The sequence below is a fragment of the Streptomyces sp. NPDC041129 genome (assembly GCF_055592265.1).
In genome coordinates this window covers 296015-314147 of record NZ_JBVIYV010000009.1, presented here as the reverse complement: position 1 = coordinate 314147, position 18133 = coordinate 296015, and the positions used below count along the sequence as shown (strand labels likewise).

The window sequence follows — 18133 nt, the reverse complement described above, 5'->3', positions numbered from 1 at the left end:
CCGCCGGTACGGGATCGGTGGCCCCGGGTCCGTATGGCCGGGGACACCAAGAACGGTACCCCGTACCCGCCGGTGCCTCGACAGGGTTTCCGCGGCACCGTCGGCCGGACCGCTGCCCGGGGTGGGACCCCCGGGCAACGGCACGCCGGCCGGCGGGACCGCAGTCCCGCCGGCCGGCGGCGAACCGTGGGGTGTTACACCCGCGGCTTCTCTCGCATCTCGTACGTCGCGATGACGTCGTCGACCTTGATGTCGTTGAAGTTTCCGAGGTTGATACCACCCTCGTAGCCTTCGCGGATCTCGGTGACGTCGTCCTTGAAGCGACGCAGGCCCTCGATGTTGAGGTTCTCCGCGACCACCTTGCCGTCGCGGATGAGGCGCGCCTTGGTGTTGCGCTTGACCTCGCCGGACCGGATGAGCACACCGGCGATGTTGCCCAGCTTGGACGACTTGAAGACCTCGCGGATCTCCGCCGTGCCGAGCTCGACCTCCTCGTACTCCGGCTTGAGCATGCCCTTCAGGGCCGCCTCGATCTCCTCGATCGCCTGGTAGATGACCGAGTAGTACCGGACGTCCACGCCCTCGCGCTCGGCCATCTGCGCCGCGCGGCCGGCCGCGCGGACGTTGAAGCCGATCACGATGGCGTCCGAGCCCATCGCCAGGTCGATGTCCGACTCCGTGACCGCACCGACGCCGCGGTGCAGGACGCGGATGTCGACCTCTTCGCCGACGTCCAGCTGGAGCAGGGACGACTCGAGCGCCTCGACGGAACCGGAAGCGTCACCCTTGATGATGAGGTTGAGCTGCTGGACCTCGCCGGCCTTGAGCACCTTGTCCAGGTCCTCGAGGGAGACGCGGCGCGTGCGCTTGGCGAACGCGGCATTGCGCTCACGGGCGGCGCGCTTCTCGGCGATCTGACGGGCCGTACGGTCCTCGTCCACCACCAGGAAGTTGTCGCCCGCACCCGGGACGTTGGTCAGGCCCAGGACCTGGACCGGCGTCGAGGGTCCGGCCTCGGCGACGTTGTTGCCGTTGTCGTCGAGCATGGCGCGCACGCGACCGTAGGCGTCGCCCACGACCATCGTGTCGCCGACCCGCAGCGTGCCTCGCTGGACGAGGACCGTCGCCACGGCACCGCGGCCGCGGTCGAGACGGGACTCGATCGAGATGCCCTGCGCGTCCTGGTTCGGGTTGGCCCGCAGGTCGAGCGAGGCGTCGGCCGTGAGGACCACGGCCTCGAGCAGCGAGTCGATGTGCAGACCCTGCTTGGCGGAGATGTCGACGAACATCGTGTCGCCGCCGTACTCCTCGGCCACCAGGCCGTACTCGGTCAGCTGACCGCGCACCTTGGTCGGGTCGGCACCCTCGACGTCGATCTTGTTGACCGCGACGACGATCGGCACCTCGGCGGCCTTGGCGTGGTTGAGCGCCTCGACCGTCTGCGGCATGACGCCGTCGTTGGCCGCGACGACCAGGATCGCGATGTCGGTCGACTTCGCACCACGGGCACGCATGGCGGTGAACGCCTCGTGACCCGGGGTGTCGATGAAGGTGATCTTGCGCTCTTCTTCGTTGACCTCGGTCGCGACCTGGTAGGCACCGATGTGCTGGGTGATGCCGCCGGCCTCGCCCGCGATGACGTTCGTCTTGCGGATGGCGTCGAGCAGTCGGGTCTTACCGTGGTCGACGTGACCCATGACGGTCACGACCGGCGGACGGACGACCAGGTCCTCCTCGGAGCCCTCGTCCTCGCCGAACTCGATGTCGAAGGACTCGAGCAGCTCGCGGTCCTCCTCCTCGGGGCTGACGATCTGAACCGTGTAGTTCATCTCGTCGGCGAGGAGCTGCAGGGTCTCGTCGGAGACCGACTGCGTGGCGGTGACCATCTCGCCGAGGTTCATCATGACCGCGACGAGCGACGCCGGGTTGGCGTTGATCTTCTCCGCGAAGTCCGTGAGCGACGCGCCGCGGGAGAGGCGGATGGCCTCGCCGTTGCCGCGCGGCAGCATCACGCCGCCGACGCTCGGGGCCTGCATGGCCTCGTACTCCTGGCGCCTCTGCCGCTTCGACTTGCGGCCACGACGCGCGGGACCGCCGGGACGGCCGAAGGCGCCCTGCGTGCCACCGCGGCCACCGGGACCGCCGGGACGGCCACCGAAGCCGGGACGGCCACCGCCGCCACCGGGACCACCGGGACGACCGGCGAAGCCGCCACCGCCGCCACCGGGACCACCGGGACGACCGGCGAAGCCGCCACCGCCGCCGCCACCCGGACGGCCGGCGAAGCCGCCGCCACCCGGACGACCGCCGCCGCCACCGGGACGACCGCCGCCACCGGGACCACGGCCGCCGGGGCCACCGCCACCGGGACGCGGGCCGGCAGCGGGACGCTGCGGCATCATGCCGGGGTTCGGACGCGGGCCGGCCGGGCCGGGACGCGGACCGCCCTGCGGGCGGGGCATTCCGGCCGGCGACGGACGGTTACCGCCCGGAGCCTGCGGACGCGGACCGCCGCCCTGGCCGCCGGCACCCTGCGGACGGGGACCGGCGCCGGGGGCACCGGGACCGCCGGGACGCGGGCCGCCCTGCGGGCGGGGCGCCTGCGGGCGCGCCATGCCGGTGGAACCACCGGACGTGAAGGGGTTGTTGCCCGGACGCGGGCCGGCCGGGCGGGCGCCCGGACGCGGACCCTGGCCACCGGGGCGCTGGGCACCCTGGCCCGGACGGCCACCCTGGCCCTGACCGGGAGCCGCGGGACGGCCACCGGGCTTCGGCGCACCCGGACGGGCGCCGGGACGCGGGCCCTGCGCGGCCGGAGCCTGCGGGGTCTGCGCGGCCGGAGCCGGCGGAGCGGTGAACTCCGGGGCGGCCGGGGCCGGACGCGGCGCGGGCTTCGGACCCGGGACCGGACGCGGGCCGGGGGCCGGCGTCGAGGCCGCGGGAGCCGACGGAGCCGCGGGCTGCGGGGCAGCCGGCGGCTTGGGGGCGCCCGGCTTCGGGGCAGCCGGACGGGCCGCCTGCGCCGGAGACGGCGCGGCGGGCCTGGGGGCAGCCTTACGGGGGGCGGGCTTGCCGGCGGACTTGCCGGAGCCACCGCCCTGGAATGCGTCGGTCAGCTTGCGTACTACGGGCGCTTCGATCGTCGAAGACGCCGAACGGACGAATTCACCGAGTTCCTGGAGCTTGGCCATGACGACCTTGCTCTCCACACCGAACTCCTTGGCGAGTTCGTATACCCGGACCTTAGCCACTTCGCTCCTCTGAGGTCCGGGTTGCGGCCGGACCGTCGCTAGTTCATGGGCGTACTCATCGCGTACTCATCGAGTGCTCATCGCAATCTCGACCTGCTTTCGACTCGCGAGGTACCAGGCCGCACGGGGGGTTCCGCACGGCTCGCTTTCTACGGTGTTGCCTGCGTTGCCTGCTCGGCAACTGTCTGTCGCTCGACGTACCGGCGCAACGCCTTTACGTCGAGCGGCCCGGGGACGCGCAGCGCCCGAGGGAACGCCCGGCGGCGTACCGCCTGGTCGATACAGACCGGGTCGGGGTGTACGTACGCACCCCGGCCGGGCAGCGTACCGCGAGGATCGGGAACACATTGCTCCTGATCCGCCACGGTCCGCAGCAGAGCGTCCTTGGCCGCTCGCTGCCTGCACCCCACACAGGTGCGCTCAGGGCATGCGCGGGCTCGCGTCCGGCCAGACACTCCTAAGTCTACCTCCCCGCACCGACCTCACCCCTTCGGGGGAAAAGTCGAACAGTTGCTTGCTGCAGGCTGACGTGATCTCAGCGTCACCAGGCCGAGATCTATTCCCCGTCGCGGTCGCCGGCCTGCTCGGTGTCCGGCCGGATGTCGATCCGCCAGCCGGTCAGCCGGGCGGCGAGCCGGGCGTTCTGCCCTTCCTTGCCGATCGCCAGCGAGAGCTGGTAGTCCGGCACGGTCACCCGGGCGGACCGGGCGGCCAGGTCCACGACGTCCACCTTGCTCACCCGGGCGGGTGACAGCGCGTTCGCCACCATCTCGGCCGGGTCGTCCGACCAGTCGACGATGTCGATCTTCTCACCGTTCAGTTCGCCCATGACGTTGCGCACCCGGCCGCCCATGGGGCCGATGCAGGCGCCCTTGGCGTTCAGGCCCGAACGGGTGGACCGCACGGCGATCTTGGTGCGGTGGCCGGCCTCACGGGCGATCGCCGCGATCTCGACCGAGCCGTCGGCGATCTCCGGCACCTCCAGGGCGAAGAGCTTCTTCACCAGGTTGGGGTGCGTGCGGGAGAGGGTCACCGAGGGGCCTCGGACGCCCTTGGCCACCCGGACGACGTACGAACGCAGGCGCATGCCGTGCGGATACGTCTCGCCCGGCACCTGCTCCTGCACCGGCAGGATGGCCTCGAGCTTGCCGATGTCCACGAGCACGTTCTTGGGGTCGCGGCCCTGCTGGACAACCCCGGTGACGATGTCGCCCTCGCGGCCGGCGTACTCGCCGAGCGTCGCGTCGTCCTCGGCGTCGCGCAGCCGCTGCAGGATCACCTGCTTGGCGGTGGTGGCGGCGATCCTGCCGAAGCCGGACGGGGTGTCGTCGAACTCGCGGGGCGCCTGGCCCTCCTCGAGGTCCTCCGGGTCCTCCTTCGCCCACACGGTCACATGCCCGGTCTCCCGGTTGAGCTCCACGCGCGCGTGCCGACGGCTTCCCTCGGTGCGGTGGTACGCGATGAGGAGGGCCGACTCGATCGCTTCGACCAGCAGGTCGAAGGAGATCTCCTTCTCCCGCACCAAGCCCCGCAGGGCGCTCATGTCGATGTCCACGGCTACGCCTCCTCCTCTTCCTTCATGTCCTTCTTGTCCTTGCGGTTGAACTCGACCTGCACGCGCGCCTTCGCGATCTCCGGGAATCCGAGTCTGCGGGCGGTCGCCTTGCGGCCCTTCACGCCGGGCACCTCGACCTCGATGCCCTGCTCATCCACTTCGAGGATCCTCGCGACCAGTTCGCCGCCCTCGGTCAGCTGGAACCTCACCAGCCGGTCGGTGGCGCGCACGTAGTGCCGGTGCTCGGTCAGGGCGCGCTCCGCGCCGGGGGTGCCGACCTCCAGGTCGTACGCGTCGTCGCCCATCGCGTTGGTCTCGTCGAGCTTCGCCGAGAGCGCACGGCTCACATCGGCGATCCGGTCCAGGTCCGCTCCGGTGTCGGAGTCGACGGTCACGCGCAGCACACGCTTGCGTCCGACGGATTCCACGGTGATCTCTTCGAGGTCGAGCCCCTGAGAAGTGACGAGCGGTTCGAGCAGCTCTCGCAGCCTCTCGCTCTGGGTGGTGCTCATCCGGGTGACTCCTCGGCCGCGTGTGCTGTTGTGGGATGGGTCGCGTGTCTGGTCAAAGGGTATCCGGTCGCAGGGAGTGTTGCCGTCCACCTGTGTACGCGCGGTGCCGGTGAGTGGCTTACCAGCGGGGCGCGGGTACGGTGATCACGGGCATGCCGCCCGATGGCCGTTCCCCCTCCTTGCAGTTCCCCGCCGTTCCCTTCGTACGAGTGCCCGAGGACGTCTGCAGTGTCGTACCCTCCGCCGCCGCGCACCCCCTCGGGTCCGCGCAGAAGATCCCTGCTCGCCTCGGCCGCCGGGGCCGCCCTGCTGGCGGGCTGCTCGGCCGGTCCCGACTCCGCCGCCGACGGGACTCCCTCGGTGACCGCGCGGGCACGCGCGCGTGCGGCCCGGGACAGCGAGGGGCTGCTGGAGCGGTACGACGCGGTGCTGGCCGCGCACCCCGCGCTGGCGGAGCCGCTGGGGCCGCTGCGGGCGCAGGTCGCCGCGCACCGGGCGGCGTTCGCCGGCCGCACCGCCACCGGCACGCAGGCGCCGGCGTCCGCCTCTCCCACACCCACGGCCACGGCCGCGCCCTCGCCCGCCCTTGCCGTGCCCGCCGGTGCGAAGGACGCGCTGGCGTTCCTCGCCACCGCCGAACGGAGCCTCGCCGACCGCCGGGCGAAGGACCTGCTGGACGTGCCGGGCGAACTGGCCCGGCTGATGGCGTCGGCGGCGGCGGCCGGGGCGGCGCACGCGTATCTGCTGACCGAGGGGGCCAAGTGAGCGAGCGGGACAGAGCGGCCGAACTGACCGCGTTGCAGGCCGCGCTGGCGGCGGAACACGCCGCCGTGTACGGGTACGGCGTCGTCGGCGGGCGCGTCGGCGACAAGCGGCTGAAGCAGGCGCGGGCGGCCTACGACGCCCACCGGGCCCGCCGGGACGCGCTGGTGCGCGAGGTGCGCGAGCTGGGCGGCGAGCCGGTCGCCGCGAGCGCCGCGTACGCGCTGCCGTTCCCGGTGGCGGACTCCGCGACCGCGGTGCGGCTGGCAGCCGATCTGGAGGAGCGGGTGGCCGGTGTCTACTCGGACCTGGTACGGGCGACGACCGGGGAGCGGCGCGGTGCGGCCGCCGGGGCGCTGCGGGAGGCCGCGGTGCGGGCGGTGCGCTGGAGCGGGGAGAGCGTAGCCTTCCCTGGGCTCGCCGAGCGGACCGGTGACGACACGGGTGCGGCGGGGCCGAGCACCTCGGCGTCCCCGTCGCGGTGACGGCGGGGCCGTCCGCAGGGCAGGCCCAGGAGAGGAAGGAAACGACTCGCGCATGGTTTTCGAACCGCCCCGGCGGCTGGTGCGGGCGCTCGCCGAGACGGCGCCGGCCGGGGACGACTGGCTGGCGCGGCTGCCGGAGACGGCCGAACGGACGGTCGCGCGGCGCGAGTTGACCGTGGAGCGGGTCCAGGTGCCGGGCGGCCGCAGCAGCCTGGTGGTACTGGTCCGGCGGGCGGACGGCACGCCGGCGGTGCTGAAGCTGGCTCCGGGCCGGGCCAGGCCGGAGAGCGAGCGGGCGGCGCTGGCGCATTGGGCGGGACGGGGTGCCGTACAGCTGCTGGAGTCGGACGCCGGGGACAGCGCGGACGGGGCGCTGCTGCTGGAGCGGCTGCACCCGGATGTGTCGGTGCGGTCGCTGCCGGAGGCGAAGGCGCTGCTGGAGGCGGCGGGGACACTGCGGCGGCTGTGGGTCGAGCCGCCGGAGGGCCATGCCTTCGAGACGGTGGCGGAGCGGACCGGGCGGCAGGCGGAGGCGATGCGGGCGGGCGCGCTGGCCGAGCCGGAGACGGCACCGCTGGTGGACGCGGCGCTCACGGCCCGTGAGGAGCTGCTGGCCGCACCGCCGGACCACCGGCTGCTGCACGGCACGTTCCGGCAGAGCAAGGTGCTCGCCGGGGAGCGGATGCACTGGCTGGCGGTGGGCCCGGACCCGGTGGTCGGCGAGTGCGCCTTCGATCTCGCACGGCTGGTGCGCGACCGGGTGGAGGACCTGATCGCCAACCCGTCCGGGGCGTCCACCACCCGGCGCCGGATCAAGCGGCTCGCGGAGTCACTGGAGGTGGACCTGGACCGGCTGCGCGGCTGGACCCTGTTCCGCGCGGTGGAGTCCGGAGCCCGGGCCCTCCGGGTGGGCCGCCCGAAGGACGCGGAGCTGCTGCTCGAATTCGCGGGCTGGCTGTAGCCCCGGCGGGTGGGCGCTCCGAACGCAGGACGCCCCGCGCCTGCGGCATGTACGGCCGGGCCGCCTGCCTTTGCCGCTGCCGGGCTCTCCTCCTGGAGACGCCGGGCGCGCGCTGTGACCGCTCCGGGAACCAGTCCGCTCGCCGCAGCCCCGAGCACGGCGCGGGCACGGCAGGAACCCGGCAGGCGCCGAGCCCACGAGCCACCGCCCGCAACGGCGTTCGCACAGGACGCCGTGGCGCTTCGACGCCCCCCGGGCGCCCGGCCGGCGGGCGGCGGAGCCCGGGCAGGGCATGGACGTGGAAAGAACCCGACGGGCGCCGGGCCCCGGGCTCTTCGGCACCTCCCGTCCGCCGCTCACAACCGCGCACGGCAGAGCGCCCCGCGTCCCCCGACGGGGCGCGGGGCGCGGGGCACGAGCCGGTCAGGTGTCAGGCGGACAGACGGGCGATGGCGTCCTCGACGGACAGTTCCTCGCGCTCGCCGGTCTTGCGGTCCTTGAGTTCCAGCACGCCCTCGGCGGAACGGCGGCCGGCCACCAGGATCTGCGGAACACCGATCAGCTCGGCGTCGGTGAACTTCACGCCCGGGGAGACACCGGCCCGGTCGTCGACCAGGACACGCAGCCCGGCGGCACGCAGCCGCTCCGCGACGTCGAGCGCCAGCTCGGTCTGCACCGCCTTGCCGGCGGCGACGACGTGCACGTCGGCCGGGGCGACCTCCTTGGGCCAGACCAGGCCGTGCTCGTCGGCGTGCTGCTCGGCGAGGGCGGCGACCGCGCGGGAGACGCCGACGCCGTAGGAGCCCATGGTCACGCGGACCGGCTTGCCGTTCTGGCCGAGGACGTCCAGCTTGAGGGCGTCGGCGTACTTGCGGCCGAGCTGGAAGATGTGGCCGATCTCGATGGCGCGGTCCAGCTTCAGGCCGGTGCCGCACTTCGGGCAGGGGTCGCCGTCGCGCACCACCACGACGTCGACGTACTCGTCGACCTCGAAGTCACGGCCGGCGACCACGTTCCTGGCGTGCGTGTGCTCCTTGTTGGCGCCGGTGATCCAGGCGGTGCCGGGGGCCACGCGCGGGTCGGCGAGGTACTTCACCTTGTCGCCCAGGCCCTGCGGGCCGACGTAGCCGCGCACCAGGTCGGGGCGGCCGGCGAAGTCCGCCTCGGTGACCATCTCGACGACGGCCGGGGCGAAGTGCTCCTCCAGCTTGCCGAGGTCCACCTCCCGGTCACCGGGCACGCCGACGGCGACGATCTCGCCGTCCACCTTGACCAGCAGGTTCTTCAGGGTGGCCGAGGCCGGGACGCCGAGCGAGGCGGCGAGGGTCTCGATGGTCGGGGTGTCGGGGGTGGGGATCTCCTCGAGCGCGGGGACGTCCGAGCCGTCCACCGGCTTCAGCTCGTAGGTGATCGCCTCCGTGTTGGCGGCGAAGTCGCAGTTCGGGCAGTCGGCGAAGGTGTCCTCGCCGGCCTCGGCCGGGGCGAGGAACTCCTCGGACTTCGAGCCGCCCATGGCGCCGGCGGTGGCCGCGCAGATGCGGTAGTCGAGGCCGAGCCGGTCGAAGATGTTCTGGTAGGCCTGGCGGTGCAGGGCGTAGGACTTCGCCAGGCCCTCGTCCTCGAGGTCGAAGGAGTACGAGTCCTTCATCAGGAACTCGCGGCCGCGCAGGATGCCGGCGCGGGGGCGGGCCTCGTCACGGAACTTGGACTGGATCTGGTAGAGGATCACCGGCAGGTCCTTGTAGGACGTGCACTGGTCCTTGACCAGCAGGGTGAAGATCTCCTCGTGCGTCGGGCCGAGGAGGTAGTCGCCGCCCTTGCGGTCCTTCAGCCGGAACAGTTCCTGGCCGTACTCGTCCCAGCGGCCGGTGGCGTCGTAGGGCTCGCGCGGCAGCAGGGCGGGGAGGGAGACCTCCTGGCCGCCGATGGCGTCCATCTCCTCGCGGACGATCCGCTCCACGTTGGCGAGGACCTTCTTGCCGAGCGGCAGCCAGGACCAGATGCCCGCGGCGGTGCGGCGGACGTAGCCCGCGCGGACGAGGAGCTTGTGGCTGAGGACCTCGGCGTCCGCCGGGTCGTCGCGCAGCGTCTTCGCCATCAACTGGGACATGCGCTGGACCGGTGCGTTCGCCATGGTTGTCGTACTCCTGCCGGATGGGGGTCCCCCCGCTCGAGCGCGGCCGAGAGTGGGGGAGGGTTATGGCATAGGAGATTAACCGGGCGGGCTGTGCCGGTGGAAATCGGTTATCCCCTGCGCAGCGGCAGGGGGGCGCCCATCACGGCGTACGGCTTGGCGGCGCTCGGGAAGTGCACCTGGCGGGCGAGGTCGATGTAGCCGAGGGAGTGGTAGAGGCCGCGGGCGGGGCTCTCGACGTCGATCGCGGAGAGGATCGAGCGGGGTTCGTCGGCGCCGTCGGTGATGGTGGTGATGAGGCGGCGGCCGATGCCCCGGTTCTGGTGGTCGGGGTGGACGTGCAGCTCGGTGATGACGAAGGAGTCGTCCAGCCAGAATTCGTTCCGCCGGGCGCGGAGGTAGGGCTCCACGACGGTGGACCACCAGTGGCCGCGGGAGTTGGGCATGCCGTAGACGAAACCCACGAGGTGGCCGTGCGCGGTCGTCGCCCCGAGGGCCCGGGCACCCGGGTACTGCATGTGGCGCTGGACGATCTGGCGGCGTACGGCGACCTCCTCGGGGCCCAGTCCGAAGGCGAGGGCCTGGACGGACAGGGCCTCGTCGACGTGGGCTGCGAGGTCCAAGGGGCCGATCACGAGGTCCATGCGGGGAGGGTACAGGGGCCTCAGAAGAGGATGCTCATGAAGGCTCCCACCTCTTGGAAGCCCACCCGGCGGTACGTCCGTCGCGCCGCCGTGTTGAAGTCGTTCACATAGAGGCTGACCACGGGTGCCACGTCGGCCAGGGCGTAGCGCAGCACCGCCGCCATACCAGGCGCCGCCAGGCCCCGGCCGCGGTACTCGGGGGCCACCCACACGCCCTGGATCTGGCAGGCCTGGGAGGTAGCGGCGCCGATCTCCGCCTTGAAGACGACCTTGCCGTGCTCGTCGAGGCGGGCGAAGGAGCGGCCGGAGCCGACGAGCTCGGCCACGCGTGCCTGGTACAGCAGGCCGCCGTCCCCGGCCAGCGGGGAGACCCCGACCTCCTCGGTGAACATCGCCACGCACGCCGGCATGATCGTCTCCATCTCGTCCTTGCGGATGCGGCGGACGTAGGGATCCGGAGCGATGTCGTCGGGCATGCGGTCGGTGACCATCAGGGGCTGCTGGGCGCGGATCTCGCGGGCCGGGCCCCAGTGCGGTTCGAGCAGGCGCCACAGCTGGGCGGTGGAGTCGGCGGGTCCGACGATGGAGGAGCAGCGGCGGCCGGCCCTGCGGGCGCGGTCGGCGAAGGCGCGCACGGCGCGCGGGCTGGCGCAGATGGGGACGAGGTTGGCGCCGGCGTAGCAGAGGGACGTGAGCATGCCGTCCTCGTACCAGCCCCACATCTCGCCGCCGAGCCGCCAGGGGTCGAGGCCCGCGACCTGCACCCGGGAGGTCACGAAGGCGTTCGCGACCGGCTCGCGGTCGAGGACGGCGAGCGCGGCGTCAAGGTCGCTCGGTTCGAGCACCCGGGAGGTGGTCTGGGTCAACACGGGCGGGGCCTCACGCTGGGGTTCTGCTGATCTCCGCACTGTACCTGCGGATTCCTGGCGGCGCCGCCCCCCGGTACCGGGCCCGGGTTCACGGGGAGGGCGGGCGGCAACACGCCGCGCCGAGGGCGGAGCGGTCCGCGAATAAAGGTGAAAATGCCACAAGAAGCCATTATTCGGACTGCGACGGGAACGCGGTGGATGCGGTGCCGGAACACCGGACGGCCGTCCGGTACGACGACGAGGGCGTGAGGACATGAGCGGGGCTGACGCGAGCCGTGAGCCTGAGTTCCCGCACGCGATCCTGCGCGATCTGGGCACCGGTGTCCTCACCATCGACCTGGCCGGGCGCATCACGTACGTCAACCCGTGGGCCGAGGAGCTCCTGGGCAGGACGTCCGGCGAGATGCTCGGGCATGACGCGCACGACCTGCTGCACCGCCGTCCCGACGGCGGCACGGTGCCCCGCGAGGAGTGCCTGATGCGGGCTCCGCTGCAGGACAACCGGTCCGTCGGGCAGGGCAGCGAGGAGTACTTCCTGCGCGCCGACGGCACGACCCTGCCGATCATCTGGGCGACCACTCCCCTGCGGCTGGCGGGCCGCAGGGCGGGGCTGGCGATCGTCTTCAGCGACTTCAGCCTGCACCGGGACGCCGAGCGGCGGGCGGCGGCCCGCACCGCTGCCCTGGAGGCGGTGACGGCCCGGCTGAACCTGGTGTCGAGGATCTCGTCGGTACTGATCTCGGCCCGGAACCCGACCGGCCAGATGCGCCGGGTGCTGCGGATGCTCGTCCCGGAGCTGGGCGACTGGGCCGCGATGGCTCTGCGCTCGGAGCGGACCGGGGCGCTGGAGCGGGTCGCCGTCCTCTGTCCCGCGCACCCGCACCGGGCGAAACGGCTGGAGGGGCCCCTGCCGCCGCTGCCGCCCCGCACCCGCCGGGCGCTGGAGCGGGCGACGCGTGACGAGCAGCCCGTTCTGCTGACCGCGGAGGAGCTGCGGGACCGGGACGCACCGCTCGCCGCGACCCACGGGCCGCTGTTCGAGCGGCTCGGCGGTCACTCGGCGGTGGTGGTACCGCTGCGCGCCCGCCGGCACCACTACGGGATGCTGACCGTCGGCCGCGCCGAGGCGTCCTCCGCGTTCACCGAAGCCGAGGTACGGCTCCTCGCCGACCTGGGCTGGCGTGCTGCGCTGGTGCTGGACAACGAGCGGCTCTACGAGGAGCAGCGCAACGTCGCCGCGACCATGCAGCGCCAGTTGCTGGCCCCGCTGCCCCAGGTGAACCACCTGCGGATGGCCGCGCGGTATCTGCCCGCGCAGCGGGCGATGGAGATCGGCGGCGACTGGTACGACGCCTTCCTGCTCGGCGACGGTGTGATGGCCCTGGTCATCGGGGACGTGGTGGGCCACGACCTGAAGGCCGCCGCGCACATGGCCGAGGTCCGCAACATGCTGCGGGGTCTGGCCTGGGTGGACCGGGAGCCGCCCAGCGTGATCATGCGCCGCCTCGACGAGGCGGTGACCAACACCAGCGACGCGCCGATGGCCACGCTTCTCTTCGCCCGGATCGAGGGGCCCGAGGGCGGCCCCTGGCGGCTGTGCTGGGTGAACGCCGGGCACCCGCCGCCGCTGCTGGTGACCCGTGAGGGCGAGGCGCGGTTCCTGACCGGCGGGCACGGGCCGCTGATCGGTATGAGCGCCACGCTGCACCTGGGCCTGAGCTGGCCGGACGCCTCGGAGGAACTGCCCGCCGAGTGCACGCTGCTGCTCTACACCGACGGCCTCGTGGAGAGCCGGGACCGGCCGATCGACCTCGGCATGGCCAAGCTGCGCCACCACGCCGCCATGCTGGCGAGGCGGCCGGACCAGGGGACCGTGGACGACTTCTGCGACGAGTTGCTGAAGCGGATACGGCCGAGCGGTGACGACGTCGCCCTGCTCGCGCTGCGCCTGCCGGCCGCCGGCGCGGGCGCCCCCGGCGACCGCAGCGCCCCACCGCCTCCGCAGTCCCCCTACAGCCCGGCCGCCCCGGACCGCGCCGCCCCCGGCACCGTCCAGCAGGACGCTCCGGTACAGGACCCGACGCGGGACGAACCGGAGGAGTGAGGCCCGCCGCAGCCTGCCCGGCTCACCGGGGCCTTCCGCGGGCACGCCGCCGCCCGGAGCACGTAACCGCCTCCGTGCCTCCCCGGCAGCCGGACGTCCCGGACCGGTCCCGCCCGTGAGCCGTCCAGCAGGACGTTCCGGTACTGGGCCCGGCGCGGGGCGCGCGGGACGGACGAGCCGACCGGCGCTTTCCGGGCCGGTCGGCGTGGGGGCTCAGCCCGCTACCGAGACCTCGGGCTCTCCGGAGGCCACGCCGTCGTCCTCCATGGCCTCGGCGAGCTTCATGGCCTCCTCGATGAGGGTCTCCACGATCTTCGACTCCGGGACGGTCTTGATGACCTCGCCCTTGACGAAGATCTGGCCCTTGCCGTTGCCGGAGGCGACGCCGAGGTCGGCCTCGCGGGCCTCGCCGGGGCCGTTCACGACGCAGCCCATGACGGCGACGCGGAGCGGGACCTCCATGCCGGTCAGACCGGCCGTGACCTCTTCGGCGAGCTTGTAGACGTCGACCTGGGCGCGGCCGCAGGACGGGCAGGAGACGATCTCCAGGCCGCGCTGCTTGAGGTTCAGGGACTCCAGGATCTGGTTGCCGACCTTGACCTCCTCCACGGGAGGCGCGGACAGCGAGACGCGGATGGTGTCGCCGATGCCCTGGGAGAGGAGGGCGCCGAAGGCGACGGCCGACTTGATGGTGCCCTGGAAGGCGGGGCCCGCCTCCGTGACACCGAGGTGCAGCGGGTAGTCGCACTGGGCGGCGAGCTGCTTGTAGGCCTCGATCATCACGACCGGGTCGTTGTGCTTGACGGAGATCTTGATGTCGCGGAAGTCGTGCTCCTCGAAGAGGGACGCCTCCCACAGCGCCGACTCGACCAGCGCCTCCGGGGTCGCCTTGCCGTACTTCTGCAGCAGCCGGCGGTCCAGGGAGCCCGCGTTGACGCCGATCCGGATCGGGGTGCCGTGGTCCTTCGCGGCTCGCGCGATCTCCTTGACCTTGTCGTCGAACTGCTTGATGTTGCCGGGGTTGACGCGGACCGCGGCGCAGCCCGCCTCGATCGCGGCGAAGACGTACTTCGGCTGGAAGTGGATGTCCGCGATCACCGGGATCTGCGACTTGCGCGCGATCGTCGACAGGGCGTCGGCGTCGTCCTGGGTGGGGCAGGCGACCCGGACGATCTGGCAGCCGGACGCGGTCAGCTCGGCGATCTGCTGGAGGGTCGCGCCCACGTCGGACGTACGGGTCGTGGTCATCGACTGGACCGAGACGGGCGCGTCCCCGCCGACCGCCACGGTTCCGACCTGGATCTGCCGGCTCTTCCGGCGCTCGGCGAGCTTGGTCGGAACGGACGGCATGCCGAGAGAAATCGCAGTCATCTGCTGTGCAACCCCAAGTCGTGGATCAAGATCCGGTCCCGTGATCGGCGGGCTCCAGGCTTCGAGATTACGGCACGGGCACGGGCGCGGGCACATCCCACCCGGCAAAGCCACTCATTGGAAGGCGGCCCGGAACACGATGTTCCGGGCCGCCTCCAACCGCCGGTGGCTACGAGATTTTCACCGGGTTGACGACGTCGGCGACCAGCACGAGGATCGTGAAGCAGACGAAGATCCCCGCCACCACGTACGCCACCGGCATCAGCTTCGCCACGTCGAAGGGGCCCGGGTCCGGGCGGCGCAGCACGCGGGCCACGTTGCGCCGCAGCGACTCCCACAGGGCGCCCGCGATGTGGCCGCCGTCGAGCGGAAGCAGCGGGAGCATGTTGAACAGGAACAGGGAGAGGTTGAACCCGGCGACCACGAACACGGCCATGGCGAGCTGCTGCGAGGCCGGGATGTCCAGCGTGGCGATCTCGCCGGTGACCCGGGCCGCGCCGACGATGCCCATCGGGGAGTCCGGTTCGCGCGGGCCGTCGCCGAAGGCGGCGTCCCACAGGGCGGGGATCTTGCCGGGCAGGGCGATGAGCGAGTCGACGGCGTCGCCCACCCGGTCGGTCATCCAGGTCACGGACTGGCCGAAGTCCTGTTTGACGACGCCGGTGGCGGAGCTGAAGCCGAGGAAGCCGGCCTTGACGTATTGGCCCTGGACGTAGGTTCCGCTGGAGTCCTTCTTGGCGACCTGGTTCGTGGCGATCTTCGCGTGCAGGGTCAGCTCCTGGCCCTTGCGGTCGACGACGATCGCGACGTCCTTGCCCGCGCTGTCCCGGATGAGGTCGGACAGCGTGTTCCAGTCCCTGGTCGGCGTGCCGGCGAAGGAGACGATGCGGTCGCCGTTCTTCATGCCGGCGGCCGCCGCCGGGGAGGCCGGGTCGGACTTCTCGCAGCTGTCGCGGTTCTCGCTCTGCGCGATGACGCAGGGCGAGACGGAGGCGACGGTGGTGGTCTGCTGCTGGATGCCGAAGCCCATCAGCACGGTGAGGAACAGGCCGATCGCGAGCACCAGGTTCATGAACGGGCCCGCGAACATGACGATGACGCGCTTCCACGGCTTGCGCGTGTAGAACATGCGCGTCTCGTCGCCCTCCTTCAGCTCCTCGAAGGCGGCGGAGCGGGCGTCCTCGATCATGCCGCGCCACGGGGACGTGGAGCGGGCGGAGACCCGGCCGGCGTCGTCGGGCGGGAACATCCCGATCATGCGGATGTAGCCGCCGAGCGGGACGGCCTTGATGCCGTACTCGGTCTCGCCCTTCGTGCGCGACCAGATGGTCGGGCCGAATCCGACCATGTACTGCGGGACGCGGATGCCGAAGAGCTTGGCCGTGGACAGGTGCCCCAGCTCGTGCCACGCGATGGAGACGAGCAGGCCGACCGCGAAGACCACTATGCCGAGGATGAACATCAAGGTCGTCATGCACGCGCCTCCGCGGTCCGGTCTGTCAGTTCGCGGGCCCGGGCCCGCGCCCAGGTCTCCGCTTCGAGGACGTCCGACACGGTGAGTGAGGTTCCCGTGACCGGGGTCCCGTGCTCCTCCACCACCCGGGTGACGGTCTCCATGATCCCATTGAAGGGCAGCGCGCCGCTGCGGAACGCCTCGACGCATTCCTCGTTGGCGGCATTGAACACCGCCGGGGCGGTGCCCGCGAGCTGCCCCACGTGCCGGGCGAGGTTCACCGAGGGGAAGGCCTCGTTGTCGAGCGGGAAGAACTCCCACGTGGAGGCCTTGCTCCAGTCGAAGGCGGGCGCCGCGTCCGGGACGCGTTCGGGCCAGCCCAGACCGATGGCGATGGGCCCGCGCATGTCGGGGGGCGTCGCCTGGGCGATCGTGGATCCGTCGGTGAACTCGACCATCGAGTGGACATACGACTGCGGATGCACGACGACCTCAATGCGGTCGAAGGGAATGTCGTAGAGCAGGTGTGCCTCGATGACTTCCAGGCCCTTGTTGACGAGGGTCGCCGAGTTGATCGTGATCACCGGGCCCATCGCCCAGGTGGGGTGCGCGAGGGCGTCCTCGACCGTGACGTCCGCCAGTTCCGCCCGGGTCCGGCCGCGGAACGGGCCGCCGGACGCGGTGACGACGAGCTTGCGCACGTCGGCGCGGGTGCCGGAGGCGAGGGCCTGGAAGAGCGCGGCGTGCTCGGAGTCGACCGGGATGATCTGCCCGGGCTTGGCGAGCGCCTTGACCAGCGGGCCGCCGACGATCAGCGACTCCTTGTTGGCGAGCGCGAGGGTGCGGCCCGCCTCCAGGGCGGCCAGGGTGGGCGCGAGGCCGATGGATCCGGTGATGCCGTTCAGCACGGTGTGGCAGTCGGAGGCCGCGAGGTGGGTGGCCGCGTCCGGTCCGGCGAGGATCTCGGGCAGCGGCTCCGAGGTGCCGTAGAGCCCGGTCAGCGCCTCGCGCAGGGCCGGCACCGCGTCCTGGCGGGCGACCGCGACGGTCCGCGCCCGCAGGCGGTGCGCCTGCTCGGCGAGCAGGGCTGGGCGGGCGCCGTTCGCGGAGAGGGCGGTGACCCGGAAACGGTCCGGGTGGCGCAGCACGAGGTCGATGGCCTGGGTTCCGATGGACCCGGTGGAGCCGAGGATCACCACGTCCTTCGGGCCGTCTCCCGCGAGCGGGTCGTACACGAGGTGCGGGTCGGCGAGGGGCGCGGGGCTGGCGGGACTGTCGGTCATCCTCCCATTGTCGCCGCAAGCCGCGGCGGTCCGGACAGGGCGTCCCCCTTGGAAGGGCGCGTCACCGGCTCTCGTCGCCGGATGGGGTGATTGTCCTCATGTCTCCTCATGTGGGACCGACGTGAGGATCAGCCACGCCCGGGGCGTCAACGGCGCGACCGCGAGTACCGCCGGACCGGGTGAATTCCCGGGCACGGGGCGCTCGCTCATGGCATTCTGCCCGCTGGAGCCAAGTCAGAGTGGCTCACAGGGGGAGGAGAGACACACGATGAACCGCATGCGCACGACCGCGACCGTCCTGGCGGCGGCGGGGGTCGTCACCGCCGCTCAGCTCGGTCTGGGCGGTGTCGCGTCGGCCGCGACGTCGACGAGCACCGGCTGCCCGGTCGACCTGGTGTACCCGAGCCGCTTCTACGTCGACTCGCACGGCTGGGTGACCAACGGCGGTCTGTACTTCGGGATCAAGAACAAGAGCACCACCAAGAGCTTCACGAAGGTCACGTTCACCGTCACGAACGTCCGCAACATCCGCTTCGGCACGGCCAAGGCGAAGGGCGGCAAGGTCACCAAGAACACGACCAGGACGGTGGCCGTGTACACCACGACGCTCAAGAAGAAGACCAGCCTCGGGATGAAGGTGCCCACGCACCTGCTCAACACCCGTTCCTACAAGGTGAAGTTCACTCTGAAGGGCACGGGCTGGAACTGCGCCTCGAACCAGGGCACCTGGGGCGTCTGAGCCCAGGTGC

General features: G+C 72.1%; 15 protein-coding genes. 5 read left to right on the top strand and 10 right to left on the bottom strand.

The window, feature by feature from the left end:
* Positions 1–194: 194 nt before the first annotated feature.
* The 4 genes from infB to rimP all read right to left on the bottom strand — a co-directional run bounded on the left by infB (position 195) and on the right by rimP (position 5318).
* A complete protein-coding gene (gene infB / locus ACZ6B1_RS27095; protein WP_468782504.1) occupies positions 195–3251 on the bottom strand; it encodes a translation initiation factor IF-2 in 3057 nt (1018 codons plus the stop codon).
* Positions 3252–3400: 149 nt separating this feature from the next.
* Positions 3401–3706 carry a YlxR family protein gene (locus ACZ6B1_RS27090; protein WP_453184823.1) on the bottom strand — a complete coding sequence of 102 codons (306 nt, stop codon included), beginning with the start codon at positions 3704–3706 and terminating at the stop codon, positions 3401–3403.
* A gap of 101 nt (positions 3707–3807) precedes the next feature.
* On the bottom strand, positions 3808–4806 hold the full coding sequence (nusA, locus tag ACZ6B1_RS27085) for a transcription termination factor NusA (RefSeq protein ID WP_351664219.1): 999 nt from the start codon (positions 4804–4806) through the stop codon (positions 3808–3810).
* Between the two features lie 2 nt (positions 4807–4808).
* Positions 4809–5318, bottom strand: a complete 510-nt coding sequence (rimP, locus tag ACZ6B1_RS27080) for a ribosome maturation factor RimP (RefSeq protein ID WP_468782501.1) — start codon at positions 5316–5318, stop codon at positions 4809–4811.
* 228 nt (positions 5319–5546) lie between these two features.
* Here rimP and ACZ6B1_RS27075 point away from each other — a divergent pair, with 228 nt between their 5' ends.
* From ACZ6B1_RS27075 to ACZ6B1_RS27065, 3 genes are read left to right on the top strand one after another with little or no spacing between them, the layout of a single operon-like run.
* Positions 5547–6083 (top strand): hypothetical protein, encoded by a 537-nt coding sequence (locus ACZ6B1_RS27075; RefSeq protein ID WP_468782499.1) that lies wholly within the window; start codon positions 5547–5549, stop codon positions 6081–6083.
* Positions 6080–6565: a ferritin-like domain-containing protein gene (locus ACZ6B1_RS27070; protein WP_468782497.1), complete on the top strand. Its 486-nt coding sequence runs from the start codon at positions 6080–6082 to the stop codon at positions 6563–6565. Before ACZ6B1_RS27075 ends, ACZ6B1_RS27070 begins: the two co-directional genes overlap by 4 nt.
* A 52-nt stretch (positions 6566–6617) precedes the next feature.
* Entirely contained in the window at positions 6618–7526 is a 909-nt protein-coding gene (locus ACZ6B1_RS27065; RefSeq protein ID WP_468782495.1) for an aminoglycoside phosphotransferase family protein, read from the top strand.
* Positions 7527–7956: 430 nt separating this feature from the next.
* On the opposite strand, the gene ACZ6B1_RS27060 is transcribed toward ACZ6B1_RS27065, so the two are convergent.
* The 3 genes from ACZ6B1_RS27060 to ACZ6B1_RS27050 form a co-directional block, all read right to left on the bottom strand.
* Entirely contained in the window at positions 7957–9660 is a 1704-nt protein-coding gene (locus ACZ6B1_RS27060; RefSeq protein WP_468782493.1) for a proline--tRNA ligase, read from the bottom strand.
* 110 nt (positions 9661–9770) lie between these two features.
* Entirely contained in the window at positions 9771–10304 is a 534-nt protein-coding gene (locus tag ACZ6B1_RS27055) for a GNAT family N-acetyltransferase (RefSeq protein WP_468782491.1), read from the bottom strand.
* A 20-nt stretch (positions 10305–10324) separates the two neighbouring features.
* Positions 10325–11173, bottom strand: a complete 849-nt coding sequence (locus tag ACZ6B1_RS27050; protein ID WP_468782489.1) for a GNAT family N-acetyltransferase — start codon at positions 11171–11173, stop codon at positions 10325–10327.
* 253 nt (positions 11174–11426) lie between these two features.
* Here ACZ6B1_RS27050 and ACZ6B1_RS27045 point away from each other — a divergent pair, with 253 nt between their 5' ends.
* Complete coding sequence (locus ACZ6B1_RS27045; protein ID WP_468782487.1) at positions 11427–13277, top strand: PP2C family protein-serine/threonine phosphatase; 1851 nt, start codon at positions 11427–11429, stop codon at positions 13275–13277.
* Between the two features lie 213 nt (positions 13278–13490).
* On the opposite strand, the gene ispG is transcribed toward ACZ6B1_RS27045, so the two are convergent.
* From ispG to dxr, 3 genes are all read right to left on the bottom strand, one after another.
* On the bottom strand, positions 13491–14648 hold the full coding sequence (gene ispG / locus ACZ6B1_RS27040) for a flavodoxin-dependent (E)-4-hydroxy-3-methylbut-2-enyl-diphosphate synthase (RefSeq protein ID WP_468782485.1): 1158 nt from the start codon (positions 14646–14648) through the stop codon (positions 13491–13493).
* 169 nt (positions 14649–14817) lie between these two features.
* Complete coding sequence (locus ACZ6B1_RS27035) at positions 14818–16122, bottom strand: M50 family metallopeptidase (protein WP_468782483.1); 1305 nt, start codon at positions 16120–16122, stop codon at positions 14818–14820.
* Positions 16119–17384: a 1-deoxy-D-xylulose-5-phosphate reductoisomerase gene (gene dxr, locus ACZ6B1_RS27030; RefSeq protein ID WP_468782481.1), complete on the bottom strand. Its 1266-nt coding sequence runs from the start codon at positions 17382–17384 to the stop codon at positions 16119–16121. The genes ACZ6B1_RS27035 and dxr overlap by 4 nt, the downstream gene beginning before the upstream one ends.
* Positions 17385–17661: 277 nt before the next feature.
* Here dxr and ACZ6B1_RS27025 point away from each other — a divergent pair, with 277 nt between their 5' ends.
* Positions 17662–18123, top strand: a complete 462-nt coding sequence (locus ACZ6B1_RS27025) for a hypothetical protein (protein WP_468782479.1) — start codon at positions 17662–17664, stop codon at positions 18121–18123.
* Positions 18124–18133: the final 10 nt, after the last annotated feature.

Excerpts from the sequence above, each read along its gene's own strand:
- rimP (WP_468782501.1), bottom strand. The coding sequence starts at position 5,318 with ATGAGCACCACCCAGAGCGAGAGGCTGCGAGAGCTGCTCGAACCGCTC.
- ACZ6B1_RS27065 (WP_468782495.1), top strand. The coding sequence starts at position 6,618 with ATGGTTTTCGAACCGCCCCGGCGGCTGGTGCGGGCGCTCGCCGAGACG.
- ACZ6B1_RS27060 (WP_468782493.1), bottom strand. The coding sequence starts at position 9,660 with ATGGCGAACGCACCGGTCCAGCGCATGTCCCAGTTGATGGCGAAGACG.
- ACZ6B1_RS27055 (WP_468782491.1), bottom strand. The coding sequence starts at position 10,304 with ATGGACCTCGTGATCGGCCCCTTGGACCTCGCAGCCCACGTCGACGAG.
- ACZ6B1_RS27045 (WP_468782487.1), top strand. The coding sequence starts at position 11,427 with ATGAGCGGGGCTGACGCGAGCCGTGAGCCTGAGTTCCCGCACGCGATC.
- ispG (WP_468782485.1), bottom strand. The coding sequence starts at position 14,648 with ATGACTGCGATTTCTCTCGGCATGCCGTCCGTTCCGACCAAGCTCGCC.
- ACZ6B1_RS27035 (WP_468782483.1), bottom strand. The coding sequence starts at position 16,122 with ATGACGACCTTGATGTTCATCCTCGGCATAGTGGTCTTCGCGGTCGGC.
- dxr (WP_468782481.1), bottom strand. The coding sequence starts at position 17,384 with ATGACCGACAGTCCCGCCAGCCCCGCGCCCCTCGCCGACCCGCACCTC.
- ACZ6B1_RS27025 (WP_468782479.1), top strand. The coding sequence starts at position 17,662 with ATGCGCACGACCGCGACCGTCCTGGCGGCGGCGGGGGTCGTCACCGCC.